Below are 16094 nucleotides of genomic sequence, written 5' to 3'. Positions count from 1 at the left end.
AGGATTCGTGATGTTGTTTTCAGGGGGCGTTGCCATCGGTGACAAGGCTTCCATGCAGGTCCTGCCAGCCCGGCAGGCCTTCCAGCATGCTGGCGCGCCAGGGCTTGGGTGCAAACAGGTAAAGCCGGCGTGTCTTGAAGGCATCGAGCGGGCGCTCACCCAGCCCGGCTGCCATGCCGTGCCATTCATCGATCGACAGCCCGGCCGCGCTGCGGCAGACGGCGGGCAGCAACGTGGGCTGCAACATGCGTTGCCGCCACAGGCTGCGCTCTGCCGGCCCCATGCGGAAATACATGGGCACCACCTCATCCACCGGCAGGCTGGCAAGCCAGGCTGGGTCCCCGCACCAAGAGGCCAGCGCGGTGATGGAGAGATGTATGCCGGCCGGCAGTTTGGCACGCAGGGCCGTCAAGACGGAACGGTAGAAATCCCGCTGCCCGCTGCGGGCTTCAAAATCGATCTGGACCTGGGTCAGCGGTGCGGTGGGCGTGCCCAGGCGCTGGATGCTGGCGGCCAGGGTATCGGCCCAAAGCGTAACGGCCTCATCGCCCAGCATTGGCGGGTAGCGTCGGTCGAACGCCTCGATATGCAGTACCGGTAGCAGGGGCGTGCCGGGTGGTACGCGCAGCACGGCGTTCCGGCCGGTAACCTTGAAGGTGCTGCCCTGAGCATCGAACTGTGCAGCAAAGTAGGCCACGCCATGCCCCGGCGGCAGCCAGCGCAGGTCTTCGGGCCTGTCCCAGGCCCAGAGCCAGGTGTCGGCGCAGGCAGGGACGACGGTCAGTAGCAGGATGAGGGTGCGTAGGACAATAGTCATGCGTTACGTGGACGAACCGACGTGGAAGTTGCTCGGCCTGAAATCGATGGATGCACGATCGTGTGCGGTCCGATTGTGCCGGTTGGCATAGTAGACAAACCGGTCCGCCAGGGGCTGCGGGGGCAGTATGCCTCTGGTTGATCTGTCGGGGATAGGCTTTGAAGGTAAGGCGGGTGGTATGCGGATGTAGAAGCTGCCTGCGCCAACGTGAGGTCGGGGCGTTCCGCCGCAGTGATCAGGCCAAGGCCAGCCTGGCCTGGGAGAGCAGGCCGGCAGCCTGTTCGGACGACAGGCCGCGAGAGAAATACTGCAGGGCAGCGCGCTCGTCGGACAAGGGAAGATCGCGCCCCAGCTTGCGGCCTACCGCTGCCAGGTAACGACTCTCGCGTACGGCGGCAACGATTTCGCAGCGCGCGTCCCGCTCGAAGCCCGCTCCCTCCAGAAACAGCACGAGGACTTCCTCCCGCTGCGTCAGTTGGCAGGTCTCGGACGGCAGTGTTTGCGTGGGAAAGAATGCGGCGGACATCGCAACTCCTTGTTGGCAATGAGATGCAAGGCACAATCTTACACCACGCTGACAGGAGGGCGGTGTCCCAAACCTTGATCCAGATCAAGCTTGTGACGATAGGTCGATTCTGGCCTCGCGCGACTTCAGCACAAAAGACAAGGCCCACGCCGTTACCTTGCACAGGGGCGAGGTGACGGCGTGGGCCTGTCAGGCAGAACGGCAGGCTGTTGTAGCTCAGCCTGCGGCAGTCTTAGTAGTAGGACAGCGGCAGGACCTTGCCCGACTTGTCGCGGATGGCGGCAATCGCGGTCGAGGCCTTACCCTGGACGCTGTCTGGCAGCCGGACAAAGGCTAGCGAATTGGCCAGGCGGTCGCCCTTGAGGAAGCCCCAGACGAAGAAGTTGGCGGCAACCGTTGCCTTCTGGGCATCTTCCGCCACCGAAGGCATCATGACAAAGGTACCCATGGTAATCGGCCAGCTACCGGCGCCGGGTTTGTTGACCAGCGTGTCTTCAAAGTCGCCACGGCTGGGCCAGGCGCTGTTCATCAATGCTTCGGTGAAAGCCTGCTTGTCGGCCTTGATGAATTTGCCTGCCGCATTGGCGAGCTTTACGTCGGTCAGGTCGTTTTCAAGGACATAGGCGAAATCCACATAGGCAATGGAATAGTCGCGGCTCTTGAGCGCAGCGACGACGGCATCGCTGCCCTTGACCTGCGTGGTGGCGTCAGCCCATTTCAGGGTGAAGCCGGTGCCCAGCGAACCCTTCCATTCCTTCGATACGCTCGACAGGTAATTGGAGAAGTTATACGTCGAGCCCGAACCGTCCGAACGACCGATCACCTGGATGGTCTTGGCCGGCAGGGCAATGCCTTCGTTCCTGGCCACGATGGCGGCATCGTTCCAGCGGGTAATCTGACCCATGAAAATCTTGGCCAGCAAGTCGCCGTCCAGCTTGAGCTGGCCGGCCTTGACACCCGGCAAGTTCACGACCGGCACCACGCCGGTGATGGCGGTCGGGAAGACAACCAGGCCGGACTTGGCCAGATCGGCCGCCGAGGGGGGCACATCTGAGGCGCCGAAATCAACCTTGCGATCCTTGATGGCCTGCAGTCCCTTGGAGGACCCAATGGCATCGTAGCGAACAGTGCCGCTGGCTGCGCGCTGGTAAGCATTGGCCCAGACGGAGTAGAGCGGGGCAGCAGCAGAAGAGCCTGCACCACTGATTTCGACACCCCAGCTAAACGGTGCCAGCAAGCCACAGAGGGTGGCGATGATAACCGAACGACGCATTGCCTAATTCCTTGATACAACAGACCTTCTCTGCTTGATGAGCAGGCAGGTTTGAGACGATTTTTGGGGCGTGGATAGTCTCATAGTCAAGGTGGCGCGGCGAGGCCATTTGGCGGTTTGATGACAAATAAATGGCATTTTTGTGAATAAAAACGATCAAATGGCAATTGTGGCTACCCACAGGTGGGTGTCGCCGTAGGGATGGGGTGCTTGAATGTAGATGGCCGTCCAGGTTGCGGGGCTGAGACCAGCTTGCCCTCTCGCGACTACTTCTGAAGCCATCGTCGATTTAATGCTTGTCACGATATCGCATCAGCTACTGCCTGCCGGATGGCGACACTTGCACACTGGACATAGCGGCCCCCGAAGTCGCCATCGCACAGGACCTTTCCTCCGACGGCATCAAGGCAGCCATTGTTGGCGCCCAGCAGGGGAGGGTGATGTACCCGGAATTCATGCGTCTGTCGCAGGCGGCAGGTTGCGTGGGGTATACCGTGTGGCTAGCAGGCCGGCATGTCAGTTATTACGGCCGTAAGGGTGAGGTACATATGGAACGGTTTCCGGATTAAACGCTGTACCAAACCGCCACGCTTAAAGGCGGCATTGCTAAGCCAGCTGAAGCTCGTATCGTAAGCGTTCAATGCCCAAGGTAATTGGCCCTAGCAATATGAGTAGGCAACGCAGCAGAAAATGGCGTCGAGCCAGCGCGATAGAAATGGCAGGTAACCCCTGAACCGTACGATTTGCAATCCTGAGCTGTAGGCGACGAGCGCTGTTGAGTTGGGTGAAATGGGCGGCTGAGCCTAATAAACGCTGCAGAAACCGGGCAGAAACGTTGGCCGCTGGTCCGCTGATTGCAAGAACAGGCTGGTCGGGGCTTTGTCGGTATTGAGCCCAAAGTTCAGCCAGGGTTAACGGTGGATAGAGGCTGTCTGGCCGTAGACCTTTGCAAACCTGATCCAATGCGACTAATTCGGCCCGCATGGCTAGCTGGTCTGGCAGCTTGATATCCCACACGAGGCCTGCGCGCTCAAGCAGCATCAGCATCCACCAGCCGGGGTCCCACTCACCCGCAACCAGGCCTAACTTGGCAGAGCCAGGATAGGCATGGTGGTTGTTGTGCCAGGATTCACCCATGGTCAGCAGTGAAGTGAAACGGATATTACGACCCTGTACGGCAGCCCCTCGAACTTCATAGTGCATGCCACCATGATTGTGGGCGAAGTAACCGATCAGCCAATGACCGCACACCCCTGCTGTGACTCGTGCACAAACACCCCAGAATACAAAGCCCCAGCCGCCAAACGCATATAGCAACAAAGCTGGGGGCAGTTGCTGCAGCATCCAGGTGTGTTCAAGGAATTGATAGAACCTGTCGTTGGCGATACGTGGCTCCAGAAGCAGGCTTGGTTCATGGTCGAGTTGTAGTTCGCAATGAAGTTGCCACCAGCCGTCACGCCAGAAGGTACGGCCATGGCGTAGGTAGTCATGACAATCTGGCAGGCGCTGCGCGTAGTCGCGAAGATCATGTTGCCTCAATAGTCCGAGCGGGCCGGCAAGGCCCACCTGCACACCACAATAAACCAAGGTGTATTCCAGCCATTTCGGGCATTGGTAGCTGTCATGAATCAGCTTGCGGTGGCTTCCTAGCGAATGACCCAATAGTAGGACGGCACCGGTTGTCAGAACAAACACGCCGAAGGCGACCCAACTGAAGGTAAGAGCACCACCCATGACCGCGCCAGCTGTCATGCCCAACAGCCATAAAGACTTATGCGGGGAGTAACGGACGACGCCATTGATTACGCTGTCCAGCTCTGTCGCGGTTATACGGTGACTTTTCAGGCTATCCGGCAGGCTGCTCATGGTAGGTGCATCCTCGACTTCAGGTTGTTTTCCGACGCTTGGTGATATTGCGGGACTCGTGTTTGAGTGGTGCCGCGACGGGGCAAAGCTCGAACATGAAGCCAGTCAGGCTGTTGACCAGACTATCTTGCTGCAGGCGGTAATAGACGAATTGGCCGCGCCGCTCACTGGTAACCAAGCCGGCGTTCTCTAGCACAGAAAGGTGCCGGGAAACGGCGGGCGTGCTCATCGCAAAGCGCTCGGCCAGCTCAGAGGTGGTCAGCTCCGCAGATGACAAGTAAGCGAGAATTTGCCGGCGCGGGCTGGAGGCGAGGGCTTCGAAGGTTTTGTCGAGATGAGTAGCCATTTAACATTTAACTTATTTGTTAATTATTTTATAGCCGTAGGTGAAGCAGGCTGTCAATGCTGAATGTGTGCTGCTACGCTCTGCACATACTGTGGGATACACAGAAACGGCATGAATGGACTATCAACGTGCCTGGCTGTTTGCCTGTTGTTGAGCGGTGAAGGTGCTTGGGCTACTACGCCCGTTGTAATGACGCCAAGGCAGATCGAGAACCAGGTCGAAACGCACCGTATCGCTGGAGATAGGGCCTATCACGTCAAGGATTGGCAGGGCGCGCTTACTTCCTGCAAAAGCGGGTTGGAGGTGCTTGGCGCTAACTACTACGATCCCGCAATCCTTATCGAGGACGATACGGGTCAGAAGCTGATGGCCGGGTGGACTGAAGAGCATGAGGGACGCATATCGAATGCTGCGACACTCTATTGCCGTATGTTGAAAGTGCGGTTGCAGCTATATCAGGATAGGACCGCAAGACAAAAGGACCTGTCAGGAAAGTAAGCCTGTCAACGACACACCGCCAGACCGAGTTGTCGCAAGTGTTTACAGAACACTATGTCTTTGCCAAAACCCCCTGGGCTCACTGAACATCCAACGGCATCAATTTCCCATCCACTTTCACCCCCAGCCGTATCGGTCGCGGCGGCCCGTTTGGCGGGATGGTGGCCTCGACCCAGAGTTCTTCATTGGGGGCTCGGATCGACGGGTCAACCGCATGTTCCGGGATGAAGTAGGCCACGGGCTCGGCGAGTATCCAGCAGCGTTGTGTGCCGCAGCGGGTTTCACGGATCTGCTGGTGGCCGGCTTCGTCCGGAATGGCGACGAGGGCGTTGTTGCGGATGCCGAGCCGGATGCGCTTGTCGTCGTAGTCGTGACCGGGTTGCGACTGATTATCTTGTTCCAGTGTGAGCGACAGCCGGACATACCGGCCACGGATAGGCAGGTCCGGATCATAGGGCAGGGTCTTGATCCAGACGTGTGGATAGGTCTCGCGGTCGATCAGGAACTTGGCGCCGACACTGCCGACCAGCAAGGTCTGTATCAGGGCGATCAACAGGCCCTGTTTGAGGCGGGTCATGGTTGTGCTCCCATGCGGGCGATCAGGCGGCGCCGGAGTTTTTCCAGCAGCCAGCCGCCGATCAGGAACAACAGCCCGCCTACGACCAAGCTGGCGGATCGGTTCAACTTATCCAGAATGCTGGAGAAGTAGAAGCCGGTTGTCGTGCAGGCAAAGGCGATGATGCCCAGGTTCACGATCAGGGTACGTTGTACACGCACCCCCCAGGTGGCGATCCCGACCGACCCGAGCGCGTAGAGGCCGTAGAGGATGAATTCGTCTTCCCGGTGGTCCCACTGGAACTGGACCAATACGAGACTCCAGAGCAGCGGCAGGATCAGCAAGACCGCGCTTCGCCGCCGCAGGAAGAAGGCGACCAGGCAGGGCAGGGCCAACGCGATGATCCAGGTCAGGTACTGCCCGTTGTAAGGCGTCGCCGTTTGATCGACGTGGCGCCAGGTGATGTTGGCAAAACCAAGCAGGATGCAGGACGGGATCACGGCGATGGCACCCAGCCAACTCAAGGTACGCCGCCATGCGGGGTCACCATCCTTGATCTGGGCGGAAAGGTAAGCCAGTGCGAGCAGCACGGTGCCGATCACGGGCGCTGCGCTGTGATCGAATGAGTAGGTACGGACGAGACTCTCGGCCCATTCGCCCCATAGCCAGGTGGGGACCAGGATGGCCACCAGCAGCGTGTGTGGCCAATCCTTGAGCAAGGCCAGCGCACAGGCTGCGCCGAGGGCCCACATCAGCAAGGCGGAAGGCCAGTGCTCCGCCATGTTGAAGATCTGCCCGGACTCAACATCAAGCGCATCCCCTCCTTCCTGATCAAACGCGCCGCGCAGGCGCTGACGCGAGACGCGGAGATCGCACTACGGCCGCTGGGCATCGGCATGGCCAGCCTGCCGGTGTTGGCGGCGATCCGTAAGGGCGAGGCCGCTACCCAGGCGGAGCTTGCCCGGCTGCTGCATGTAGAGCAGCCCTCCATGGCGCAGACACTGGGGCGACTGCAGCGCGACGGCCTGATCCAGCGCCGGCCCGACCCCAACCATGGTCGTGCGCAGCTGGTGGAGCTGACGGATCGGGCGAAGCAGCGCCTGCCGCAGGCCAAGGCCGCACTCGGGGAGGGGAACGCTCGTGCCATGGCCGGTTTCAGTCCGGAGGAGGTCGAGGTCTTCGTCGACTTTCTGCTGCGTGTGAATGCCAACCTGGGCAACGATTTGTGAGGCCGCCGTGGCGGCCTCAACACCTATTTGAACCTCGAGGTCTGTTTTGACAACGTCTACTTATTCAAGCAGCGATCAGCTCAGCTGGCGCCTGCTCAGTCCCGTGCTCGCCATCGTGGCGATCGATGCACTGGCCATGGCGGTGGTGCTACCCCTGCTGCCGTTCTATTCCATCCACCTGGGCGCCAGCCCTTTCATGGTCGGCGCCTTGTTCGCCGCCTTCTCGCTGTGCCAGTTCCTGGCGGGCCCGGTGCTCGGCAGGATGTCCGACCGCTATGGTCGCAAACGGGTACTGCTGGGTAGCCAGATCGGCATGTTCATCAGCCTGGTCCTGCTGGCTCTGGCCCAGAACCTCACCATGGTGTTCGTAGCCCGTATGCTCAGTGGTCTCTCGGCCGGCAACCTCTCGGTCGCCTCGGCCTACGCGGTGGACCGCAGCACCCCGGCGACGCGCAAGCAGGCTATCGGCATCGTTTCCATGGGAGTGGGTATCGGCCTCATCATCGGGCCCACGCTCAGCACCTTTGCCAGCCACCTCTCCCATACCGCGCCCATCTGGATCGCGGCCGGCGCCGCGGTGCTCAGCATCATTGCCAACCTGGTGCTGCTCACCCATGAGCTCCCTCCGGCCAAGCCGGCAATGGCGCAGGGCGCCAAGCAGGAAAGCCTATGGACCGGACCTGCACTGGCGGCCTTCGGGCTGCTGGCCATGTTCTATCTGGTGTTTAGCCTGTTTGTGACCGGCCTTGCGCTGTTCCTTGGGGCGCGTTTCACTTGGGATGGACATGCCTTCGGCCCTGCCGAGGTGGGTGTACTCTTTGCGCTGACCGGCGCGGTGAGCGTCTTCACGCAACTGGTGGTGGTCAAGGCGGCGAGCAGGCTCATGGGCGATGGCACACTGATCGTGGCGTGCTTTCTTGCCTTGCTGGTGGCTTACGCAGGTTTGGGGCTATCGAGTGGCTACGTGCTACTGGGTACCGTGTTGGTGCTCTCGGCGCTGGCTACCTCGCTGCTGCGTCCCACGCTTGCGGCGGCGCTCTCTGCGACGGCACCGTCGCATCGGCAAGGGGAGGTGATGGGCCTTAACCAATCACTGATGGCCGTGAGCAATATCATCGCGCCGCTGCTGGGTGGCTTGCTGATCGATCACCATCTCTACGGTGGTTGGGCCTACACGGCGGCGGCTGGCGCGGGGGTGGCCGCGCTGGCGGCATTCTTCCGCTACTACCCCGTAAGGTCCCAGCCGCAATTTGCCGCGCAGCCGGATTGACCGCGATGGGGCAGGTTCTGCCCCATCTGTCGTTCAGTGTGACATCAGCACCGGTACGGTCATGCTCGACAGCATGGTCCGGCTCGCCCCACCCATCACCCATTCCCGCAGGCGGGAGTGGCCGTAGAGCCCCATCACGATCAGGTCCACGCCATGGTCGGCCGACCAGGACAATAGCGACGCGCCAATGTCGCGACTGAAGGCAACATCTTGCTCGACCTGCACCTTCACATCGTGCCGGGCCAGGTAGAGGGCGATATCGGCGCCGGGGACTTCGCCGTGGCCGTCGGGGCCGATGTCCGGGCTGACGGTCAATACCGATACCTTGGCAGCGCGGCGCAGCAGCGGCAGGGCATCGGTCAGCGCACGGGTGGCTTCGCGGCTGCCGTTCCAGGCGACCAGCACATGCTTGCGGTTGTTGGCGACTTCACCGGTATACGGCAGGACCAGGGTAGGCCGGCCGCTGCCAAGCACCACACTGGGGACGAGGTCCACCGGTAGCCCGTCCAGCGGCACGCCGGGCTCGGTCTGGCCCAGGATGATCAGGTCGTGATAGCGGGCACTCAGGCACAAGCCGTTGACCGGTACCCCAATATGTTGCTGCCAGCTGCTGCGCTCGCGGTAGGCGCGGGTGTACTGCTCGAATCGTGCCCGCGCGGCCTCGGCATCGCGCTCCAGGTCCTGGTGGATGGCGTAGTAGACCTCGGCCGCGGCCGCATCCGGCCCGACCGGGGCGATACCCGGCGCGGTGGCGACAAAGATGCCGGTGAGATGGGCATTGTAAGAATCGGCCATCTGCAGGGCGAAACGTACACGCGCTTCGGACTGCTGACCGCTATCGACGTGGACCAGGATATTGCGATAGCTCATGGTGCGCTCCTGTCGGGACGGAATACCAGCTTGTAGGCTTTGACGATCCTTGGCGCCTTGATCGGCGTCAATCAGTCGTCATCCTGCGCGTTTGCAAAATACGTACCTGTCCGCGCGGCACGCAGCCTGTATCGGGTCGTGATTTTCAGGCTGGGCAGGCCTCGGCTACCTGTGCCTGGCTGAGCTGATGAAATACAGGCAGGACTTCCTGCGCAATCTCTGCCATGACGTCCGCAACGGGCCGCTGGCTGCGGCGGAAATGCAGGCCGACATGCTGCACGCCCGCGGCCTGCATGGCATGCAGCTCTTCGATCAGACCATACCGCCCGACGGCTGCGCCAAAGCGGTGGCGCTGCGGCGGAGCATGCGGGTCGGCCAGCAGGTCGAGGTGGATAAAGCTGATGTAGGGTTTGTCACCAGCCACGCTGCGCCATAGTGCGCTACGGCGGACGTGATCTTCCGGCGTGCCGGGGTAGGCCAGCCAGCCGTCCATGTGTTCGCCCACCCATTGGGCGCTTTGCAGGGCCAGGCCGGCCACCAGCAAGGGGAGCGGACGTTCCAGTCGAGGCAGCATCTGCACGCCCGCAGGCAGTCTGGCGGCACCACCGTCGCGCAACAAGGTAATCTGCTCACGAAAGTTCGCGCCCCGGTTGGCAAAGTCCCGCTCGAACAGGGGATATTCGATCGGCCGGTCGCCGCTGGCCACGCCCAGCAGCAGGCGGCCGTTGCTCAGTTGGTCAACCGTCGCGGCAGACTTGAGCGTGAGCAGCGGCTCGCGCAGCGGCAGCACCACGGCGGCGGTGCCGAGCAATATCCGGTCGGTGATGCCGGCCAGGTAGCCCAGGTAACTGAAGGTTTCGAATACCTGTGCGGCGTCGCCGAACTGCGGGTCGTAGACCGGTACATCGCGTACCCACAAGGCACGGAAACCCAGTTGGTCAGCCAGTCGCGCGAGAGACGCATGCTGCTGCAGATCCGGCTCGCCCGGCAGGCGTGGGGAGGCCAGGCGGGCCAGTTGGCCCGTGGGCGACCAGTCATTATCCAGCGGCAGCTCGATGCCGATGCTGAGGCCCCCCTGTGTCAGTTTCTGCAAGGTAGTTTGCATGATCATCCTTGATGAGGCGCTACCCCAAGGGGGTAATCCTTGCCCCTGGGGTAACGGTCTACTTAATCCCAAGCAGGTGCCAGACCATCCGGGTCTACCAGCCGCCCTTTGCGCTCCAGCGCAGCGATCTCGTCCATGTCGGCCTCGGTCAGCTTGAGCCCTTGCGCCAGCAGGTTGCTGGCCAGGTTCTCGCGCTTGGTGGAGGACGGGATGACGGCGTAGCCCAGTTGCAGCGCCCAGGCGAGCACCACCTGCGCCGGGGTGGCGCGGTGACGTTCGGCGATGGCGATGATGACCGGGTCTGCCAGGACCTTGCCGTAGGCGAGGGTCATGTAGGAGGTGATGCGTATGCCTTGGCTACGGGCGAATTCCGCTACCTTGCGGTTCTGCAGATAGGGGTGCAGCTCGATCTGGTTGGTCGCTATCTCGCCCTGGCCCACGGCGGCGATGGCCTGCTGCATGAGATCGATATTGAAGTTGGAGACGCCGATCAGCCGGGTCAGGCCCTGCCGCTTGGCTTCGGCCAGGGCACCCATGTATTCGGCCAGGACGACTGGCTGGGCAGGGGCCGGCCAGTGGATCAAGGTCAGGTCCACTTGCTCGGTACGCATCTTGCGCAAGCTCTCCTTCAGGCTGGGAATGAGCTTGTCGGCGGCGTAGCTGTCGGTCCAGATCTTGGTGGTGATGAACAGTTCGTCACGGGCCACGCCGCTGTCGGCGATCGCCTGGCCGACTTCCGCCTCGTTGCCATAGATCTGTGCGGTATCGATCACGCGATAGCCCAGTTCCAGACCGGTGCGGACCGAGTCGATCACGACCTGATCCTTGAGCCGGAAGGTGCCAAGACCGAAGGCGGGGAGGGTATTGGTATTCATGATCATTCCTTTTTTGGGTGGGGCTGGAAGCGTGGTTCCAGCCTTGTTCTGGTTTTATCAAAGCGTGTCGCTATCAGTGGCCAACCGGTACCGGGCCATCAAAGCGGATCGGAATCCCCGCTTTACGGTCCAGCTTGCCGCTCCAGGTCGTCAGTGCCAGCGATACCAGCACGACCAGGGCACCGATCCACGGGGTATGCATCAGCCCCAGATGGGTCACGATCAGGCCACCGGCCCAGGCCGCACCGGCAATGCCGAGGTTGAAGGCCGCAATATTGAGACCGGATGCCACATCGACCGCTTGTGGCGTAAAGCGTTCGGCCTGCTTCACCACATAGACCTGCAGGCCGGGCACGTTGCCAAAGGCGACGGCACCCCACAGCAGGATGGTGACCAGGGCCAGCCATTTGCTGGCGGCGGTGAAGGTCAGGGCGAACAAGACGAGGGCCAACAGGGCGAAGATGATCTGCAAGGCGGGAATCGGGCCTTTGCGATCGGCCAGGCGGCCACCCCAGATATTGCCCACGGCGACCGATACACCGTACACCAGCATCACCCAGCCTACCGAACTGGCGCTGAAGCCGGAGATGTCCTGCAGGATGGGGGCGAGGAAGGTGAAGGGAATGAAGGTGCCGCCGTAGCCGATGGCCGTCTTGGCATAGACCAGCAGCAGGCGTGGTTCGGCCAGTACGCGCGCTTGCGTCAGCAGCGAAGCGGGCGGGGTATGGGCGAGCGTCCTGGGGATGAACATCAGACTGCCGATAAAGGCGATCGCACCCAGGCCGGCGACGGCGAGGAAGGTCTCACGCCAGCCGAAGTGCTGGCCGATGAAGGTACCCAGCGGCACGCCGGTCACCAGCGCTACCGTCAGACCGGTGAACATGATGGCAATGGCGCTGGCTGCTTTCTCCTTGGGGACCAGGCCGGTGGCGATGGTCGAGCCGATCGAGAAGAACACGCCGTGGGCCAGACCGGTCAACACCCGGGCCAGGATCAGCGATTCATAGCCTGGCGCCTGCCAGGCCAGCAGGTTGCCAGCGGTGAACAGGGCCATCAGGCTCAGTAGCAGGGTCTTGCGCGGCAGCTTGCCGGTCAGTGCGGTGAGCACCGGGGCGCCGATGGCAACGCCCAGCGCGTACAGGCTGACCAGGAGGCCAGCCGAAGGCAGGGTGATGTTGAGGTCGTTGGCGACCGTAGGCAGCAGGCCAACGATCACGAACTCTGTCGTACCGATGGCAAAGGCGCTGAGGGTCAGCGCCAGCAGGGCAATGGGCATGGCGATACTCCGGTAAGAGATGACGGAGCGGAGTATGGCGATGTCGTTGTTGCAGAAAAATACGGTTTACTGCAAAGGATTGTTGATTTTTAGTCCATAGTTCGGACGGTTGATTTGATGCAACTGCCGGCGGTATGGATTACTGATTCCACCAAGGCATGAACTACAACGCGTCGTTCCCAAGCTGCTCCAGCTTGGCAAACCACTTTTCGGTTGCGAGTGGCTTGAGGCTGGCGGCCATGCCGATCAGTGTGGTGTTCACCGGGTCAATGCCGACAAAGCCGAGGATATTGTGTTCCAGTGATTTGAGGCTATGGGCATGGTAGTACCAGCGATAGATCATTGCCGGCATGCCCATGGTGACGATGAGGCGGGCGGAACGGCCGGTGAGACCCTTGTGGGGGCGCCGGGCGCTCCCTTCATAGGTGAAGGCGAAGCCAGGACGGGCGACCTGTTCCAGAAAGCCTTTGAGCAGGGCGGGCATATCACCAAGCCATAGTGGGAACAGGAGTACCAGATGATCTGCCCATTTGATGGATTCTTGGGCGAACAGGATATCGGCGGGGGGCGAGCTGTGCTCCCATTCCTGCTGACTGCGCACCAGCCCGAAATCCAGTTCGGCGACATTGATATGCCGCAACTCATGACCACCCGTCTTCGCGCCCCTGGCATAGGCGGATGCCAACGCATGGCACAAATGCCGCTGGCTACAGTCCGGATGGCCCTGGATCAGGAGGATATGCTTGCCCATGCTGATGCCCCTGGCTTGGTATTGAGCAACTAGCCTTGCACGGTAAAAGCGAAAGCAGTTTGATCTGGCGCAATCGTACTGCTTACTTTCCGCGTAGTTCCTTGCGTATCAACAGTTTCAAGCCCGACCACACCTCGCTGACCGCGCAGACCTTGACGTCGACATAACCCAGTGGCAGGCACACGTCGCGGATGACATCCTCGGTGATATCGGTCGGGACCTTGGCGGCTTTCTTGGGCCAGGATATCCAGATGGCAGCGTCGGGCCGGATGCTATCGCGCATGTGTGCCAGCTCGAACGCCAGCTCCGCTCGCTCCGCAGTGAACAGATGGACGATGTCGGTCTGGACGGAGAGGGTATCGACAAACGTGATGTCCGGCGGCAAAGGTGCCAGCCATTCCTGGTAGTGTTCCGGCGCGTTGATGGCCAGCACCTGCGTACAGGCAACCATGCCGAGCTTCTTGGCGAGCGGGGTGCCGGAATAACCGGCGTTGGGGTTGCTCATGAAGGGTCTCCGGTTGCTGGTCGGCATTGGGCCGCATCGCTTCACCCGCAGGATACTTGCGACGCGCTATTGCCCCGCTTGCCGGCAGATCTGATCCAGGCCCGTTGGCGAGCGCTGCACGGTTAGAGTCGGGTCGCAGAGGATATTGATCCGGGTTTCTTTGCTGCGCCAACTAAAAATGCCACTCCCGTAGCGCAGGGGCTCACCCGGCGTCTGAAAACAGACCTGCGTGAGCTGGCCCTGGCTCGAAGGCGGGTTGATGCCGGAGATGAGATAGTCGGTCTCGGACCGGGCTGCGATATGGAAACGCCCTTGTACATCGGTGGTAGTAACCTGGACTGCGTTGTGGCAAGGGGCTGGCTGGTCGGCGGCGGTGCCGATCAGGACTGCAGTACCCTGGACGGGAATACCTCCTACTGAGAGGCTGCCCTGTATCTCTGGCGTCGTGTAGACCTGATGCGGAAAGGGCGCGCAACTGGCCAGCAAGATGGCGGTGATGGCGGCAAGGACGGTAGTCGACGATGGCATGGCATCAGGGCGAGACGATGGGGTATTGGTCAGCGCTCTATCCGAGCTGACATTGCGCACGATGACGCGATCGGCAGCATGCTGGATGTAGATCGAAGGTCGCAGGGAGGAAAGCACGAACGGCCGGCTCATTGTTAAAGCGGATAGGTGAGGATAGCAGCGATGAATCCCCTGGCGCTTGCCCCGCGGGCTACCAATGCCTGCGGTGAGATGAAAAGTCTGTGCTAGCCTTTAATATATTTTATGTTTCTCTACTTGATGATCCTGCCATGCGCTTGTGGGCTTTGTTCCTGCTGATATTGACAACACCCGTCCAGGCGACGGAAGTATCGATGGCATTTGGCGAGAAGATTCCGCCCTTTTGTTTTCCGCAGACCAATTCCGGCATCGAGCTCGAAGTAATCGGCGAGGCGCTGGCCTACAAGGGTCACGTGCTGGCGCCACATTACTATCCGTTTGCCCGTGTACCGGTGGCCTTCAAAGGTGGCCAGGTGGATGCGGCCATGACCGACCTGGGCGAGGACATGACACCCTTTGGCGGCTATTACGGCGACCCTGCAGTGCTGTACGACAATGTGCTGATCACGCTCAAGCGTCGCAAACTTTCCATCCACAAGCCCGAGGATCTCAAAGGCCTGACGGTGGTGTCATTCCAGGGCGCAGCCAACCGCTACCCGCAGTGGTTGAACCCGCTCAAGCCGGAGGGCCGCTATATCGAGCAGAGCGATCAGGAAGTACAGGTCAAGACCCTGATGAAGGGTCGCTACGACGTGGTACTGAGCGACCGTAATATCTTCAAGTACTTCTCGCTGCAATTGAAGCGGCAGGGCTTCGAGATCCTGCCGGTTGAAGAACATGCTTTCACCATCCTGAACCCCATGGACTACCGGCCGGTGTTCCGTAGCAAGCAGGTAAGGGATGATTTCAATGCCGGGCTCAAGCAGCTCAAGAGTAGTGGGCGCTACCAGGCGATCTACGATAAATACCTGAAAGAGTAGAGACGCTCAGGGGCTGAGCCTGCCCAGTCTGGCCGCAGCGGCGTTGGGGGTGATCTGGTAGGCCATGCCGCCCAGAAGCAAAGTGGCCGCAAGCAAGGCGAGGACGATGCGCAGATCGAATGTCCTGCCACGAGCCTGCGGTGACAAGGGCCTGGCGAGTAGCAGGCCGACCAGAAAGCCACTCAGCAGCCCGCCGATATGTGCGGCATTGTCGATGCCCGTGCTGGCAAAACCGTAGAACAGATTGAAGGCGATGAACACCAGCGTGCTGTTGCGGTGAGCGTTGACGATAGCAGGGGGCACCGCGCTGCCGGGTTTGATCATGAAGGCCAGCATGCCACCGAAGACGCCGAAGATGGCGCCGGAAGCGCCAGCGCTGTGAACCTGCGGGTTCCATAGCAAGCTGGCCGCGCTGCCGACCAGGCCGGCGATGACATACAGCACCAGGAAATGCAGGCTGCCGTACATGCGCTCCACCATGGGGCCGGTCTGATACAGCGCCAGCATGTTGAAGGCCAGATGCAGGATGCCAAAGTGGATGAAGGTCGAACTCAGCAGCCGCCACCACTCGCCGCCCGTGGTGAGGGAGCCGTAGTTGCTACCCCAGCGGACCGCCACCGCCGGATTGATCTCCACCAGCCCCGCGCCAGCCAGCAACATGCCGATGAAGACGAGTAGGTTGAGCCCGACCAGGATGGGCGTGATCGGCGCGCGGGGGCTGAGCTGGCCCAGCCTGTGCAGGAAATCGGATTGCAAGTCACGGGACATGGCGCGTCTGTTCCAGGAGTGGCCTGCCTGGGAGTGT

The 16094-nt window shown here is 61.1% G+C and carries 19 protein-coding genes; 4 read left to right on the top strand and 15 right to left on the bottom strand.

Features of this window, described 5'->3' with window-relative positions; translation table 11 throughout:
* Positions 1-19: 19 nt before the first annotated feature.
* From ACYVHK_RS11125 to pstS, 3 genes are all read right to left on the bottom strand, one after another.
* Complete coding sequence (locus tag ACYVHK_RS11125) at positions 20-817, bottom strand: hypothetical protein (RefSeq protein WP_460531381.1); 798 nt, start codon at positions 815-817, stop codon at positions 20-22.
* A gap of 235 nt (positions 818-1052) precedes the next feature.
* On the bottom strand, positions 1053-1343 hold the full coding sequence (locus tag ACYVHK_RS11120) for a hypothetical protein (RefSeq protein ID WP_460531378.1): 291 nt from the start codon (positions 1341-1343) through the stop codon (positions 1053-1055).
* A gap of 232 nt (positions 1344-1575) precedes the next feature.
* Positions 1576-2616, bottom strand: a complete 1041-nt coding sequence (gene pstS / locus ACYVHK_RS11115; protein WP_460531375.1) for a type 2 periplasmic-binding domain-containing protein — start codon at positions 2614-2616, stop codon at positions 1576-1578.
* Between the two features lie 296 nt (positions 2617-2912).
* Here pstS and ACYVHK_RS11110 point away from each other — a divergent pair, with 296 nt between their 5' ends.
* Positions 2913-3185: a DUF1398 domain-containing protein gene (locus tag ACYVHK_RS11110; RefSeq protein WP_460531372.1), complete on the top strand. Its 273-nt coding sequence runs from the start codon at positions 2913-2915 to the stop codon at positions 3183-3185.
* A 37-nt stretch (positions 3186-3222) separates the two neighbouring features.
* Here the strand turns inward: ACYVHK_RS11110 and ACYVHK_RS11105 are convergent, their stop codons facing one another.
* The 4 genes from ACYVHK_RS11105 to ACYVHK_RS11090 form a co-directional block, all read right to left on the bottom strand.
* A complete protein-coding gene (locus tag ACYVHK_RS11105; RefSeq protein WP_460531368.1) occupies positions 3223-4482 on the bottom strand; it encodes an acyl-CoA desaturase in 1260 nt (419 codons plus the stop codon).
* 19 nt (positions 4483-4501) lie between these two features.
* A complete protein-coding gene (locus ACYVHK_RS11100) occupies positions 4502-4828 on the bottom strand; it encodes an ArsR/SmtB family transcription factor (protein WP_460531365.1) in 327 nt (108 codons plus the stop codon).
* Positions 4829-5405: 577 nt separating this feature from the next.
* Complete coding sequence (locus ACYVHK_RS11095) at positions 5406-5903, bottom strand: hypothetical protein (protein ID WP_460531362.1); 498 nt, start codon at positions 5901-5903, stop codon at positions 5406-5408.
* On the bottom strand, positions 5900-6664 hold the full coding sequence (locus tag ACYVHK_RS11090) for a hypothetical protein (RefSeq protein WP_460531359.1): 765 nt from the start codon (positions 6662-6664) through the stop codon (positions 5900-5902). Before ACYVHK_RS11090 ends, ACYVHK_RS11095 begins: the two co-directional genes overlap by 4 nt.
* Here ACYVHK_RS11090 and ACYVHK_RS11085 point away from each other — a divergent pair.
* Both ACYVHK_RS11085 and ACYVHK_RS11080 read left to right on the top strand, forming a co-directional pair.
* The gene (locus ACYVHK_RS11085) at positions 6653-7111 is read left to right on the top strand and encodes a MarR family winged helix-turn-helix transcriptional regulator (protein ID WP_460531356.1); all 459 of its coding nucleotides are present in this window, start codon (positions 6653-6655) and stop codon (positions 7109-7111) included. The two genes, ACYVHK_RS11090 and ACYVHK_RS11085, sit on opposite strands and share 12 nt — an antisense overlap.
* 46 nt (positions 7112-7157) lie before the next feature.
* Positions 7158-8381 carry an MFS transporter gene (locus ACYVHK_RS11080; protein WP_460531352.1) on the top strand — a complete coding sequence of 408 codons (1224 nt, stop codon included), beginning with the start codon at positions 7158-7160 and terminating at the stop codon, positions 8379-8381.
* A gap of 33 nt (positions 8382-8414) precedes the next feature.
* On the opposite strand, the gene ACYVHK_RS11075 is transcribed toward ACYVHK_RS11080, so the two are convergent.
* From ACYVHK_RS11075 to ACYVHK_RS11045, 7 genes are all read right to left on the bottom strand, one after another.
* A complete protein-coding gene (locus tag ACYVHK_RS11075; protein ID WP_460531350.1) occupies positions 8415-9251 on the bottom strand; it encodes a universal stress protein in 837 nt (278 codons plus the stop codon).
* A 145-nt stretch (positions 9252-9396) separates the two neighbouring features.
* Positions 9397-10356 carry an LLM class oxidoreductase gene (locus tag ACYVHK_RS11070; protein ID WP_460531347.1) on the bottom strand — a complete coding sequence of 320 codons (960 nt, stop codon included), beginning with the start codon at positions 10354-10356 and terminating at the stop codon, positions 9397-9399.
* A gap of 62 nt (positions 10357-10418) precedes the next feature.
* Complete coding sequence (gene dkgB, locus ACYVHK_RS11065; RefSeq protein WP_460531344.1) at positions 10419-11231, bottom strand: 2,5-didehydrogluconate reductase DkgB; 813 nt, start codon at positions 11229-11231, stop codon at positions 10419-10421.
* Between the two features lie 73 nt (positions 11232-11304).
* Positions 11305-12507, bottom strand: coding sequence for an MFS transporter (locus ACYVHK_RS11060; protein WP_460531341.1), 1203 nt, complete (start codon positions 12505-12507; stop codon positions 11305-11307).
* A gap of 163 nt (positions 12508-12670) precedes the next feature.
* Positions 12671-13258: an NAD(P)H-dependent oxidoreductase gene (locus ACYVHK_RS11055; protein WP_460531338.1), complete on the bottom strand. Its 588-nt coding sequence runs from the start codon at positions 13256-13258 to the stop codon at positions 12671-12673.
* Between the two features lie 82 nt (positions 13259-13340).
* A complete protein-coding gene (locus ACYVHK_RS11050; RefSeq protein WP_460531335.1) occupies positions 13341-13763 on the bottom strand; it encodes a hypothetical protein in 423 nt (140 codons plus the stop codon).
* Positions 13764-13829: 66 nt separating this feature from the next.
* A complete protein-coding gene (locus ACYVHK_RS11045; protein WP_460531332.1) occupies positions 13830-14408 on the bottom strand; it encodes a hypothetical protein in 579 nt (192 codons plus the stop codon).
* A 152-nt stretch (positions 14409-14560) separates the two neighbouring features.
* Here ACYVHK_RS11045 and ACYVHK_RS11040 point away from each other — a divergent pair, with 152 nt between their 5' ends.
* Positions 14561-15289, top strand: coding sequence for a substrate-binding periplasmic protein (locus ACYVHK_RS11040; RefSeq protein WP_460531329.1), 729 nt, complete (start codon positions 14561-14563; stop codon positions 15287-15289).
* 6 nt (positions 15290-15295) lie between these two features.
* Here the strand turns inward: ACYVHK_RS11040 and ACYVHK_RS11035 are convergent, their stop codons facing one another.
* A complete protein-coding gene (locus ACYVHK_RS11035) occupies positions 15296-16057 on the bottom strand; it encodes a rhomboid family intramembrane serine protease (RefSeq protein ID WP_460531326.1) in 762 nt (253 codons plus the stop codon).
* Positions 16058-16094 lie beyond the last annotated feature (37 nt).

The sequence above is a fragment of the Chitinimonas naiadis genome (assembly GCF_054780835.1).
Note: the sequence above shows the minus strand (reverse complement) of the source record. Positions and strands in the feature narration are given on the sequence as shown.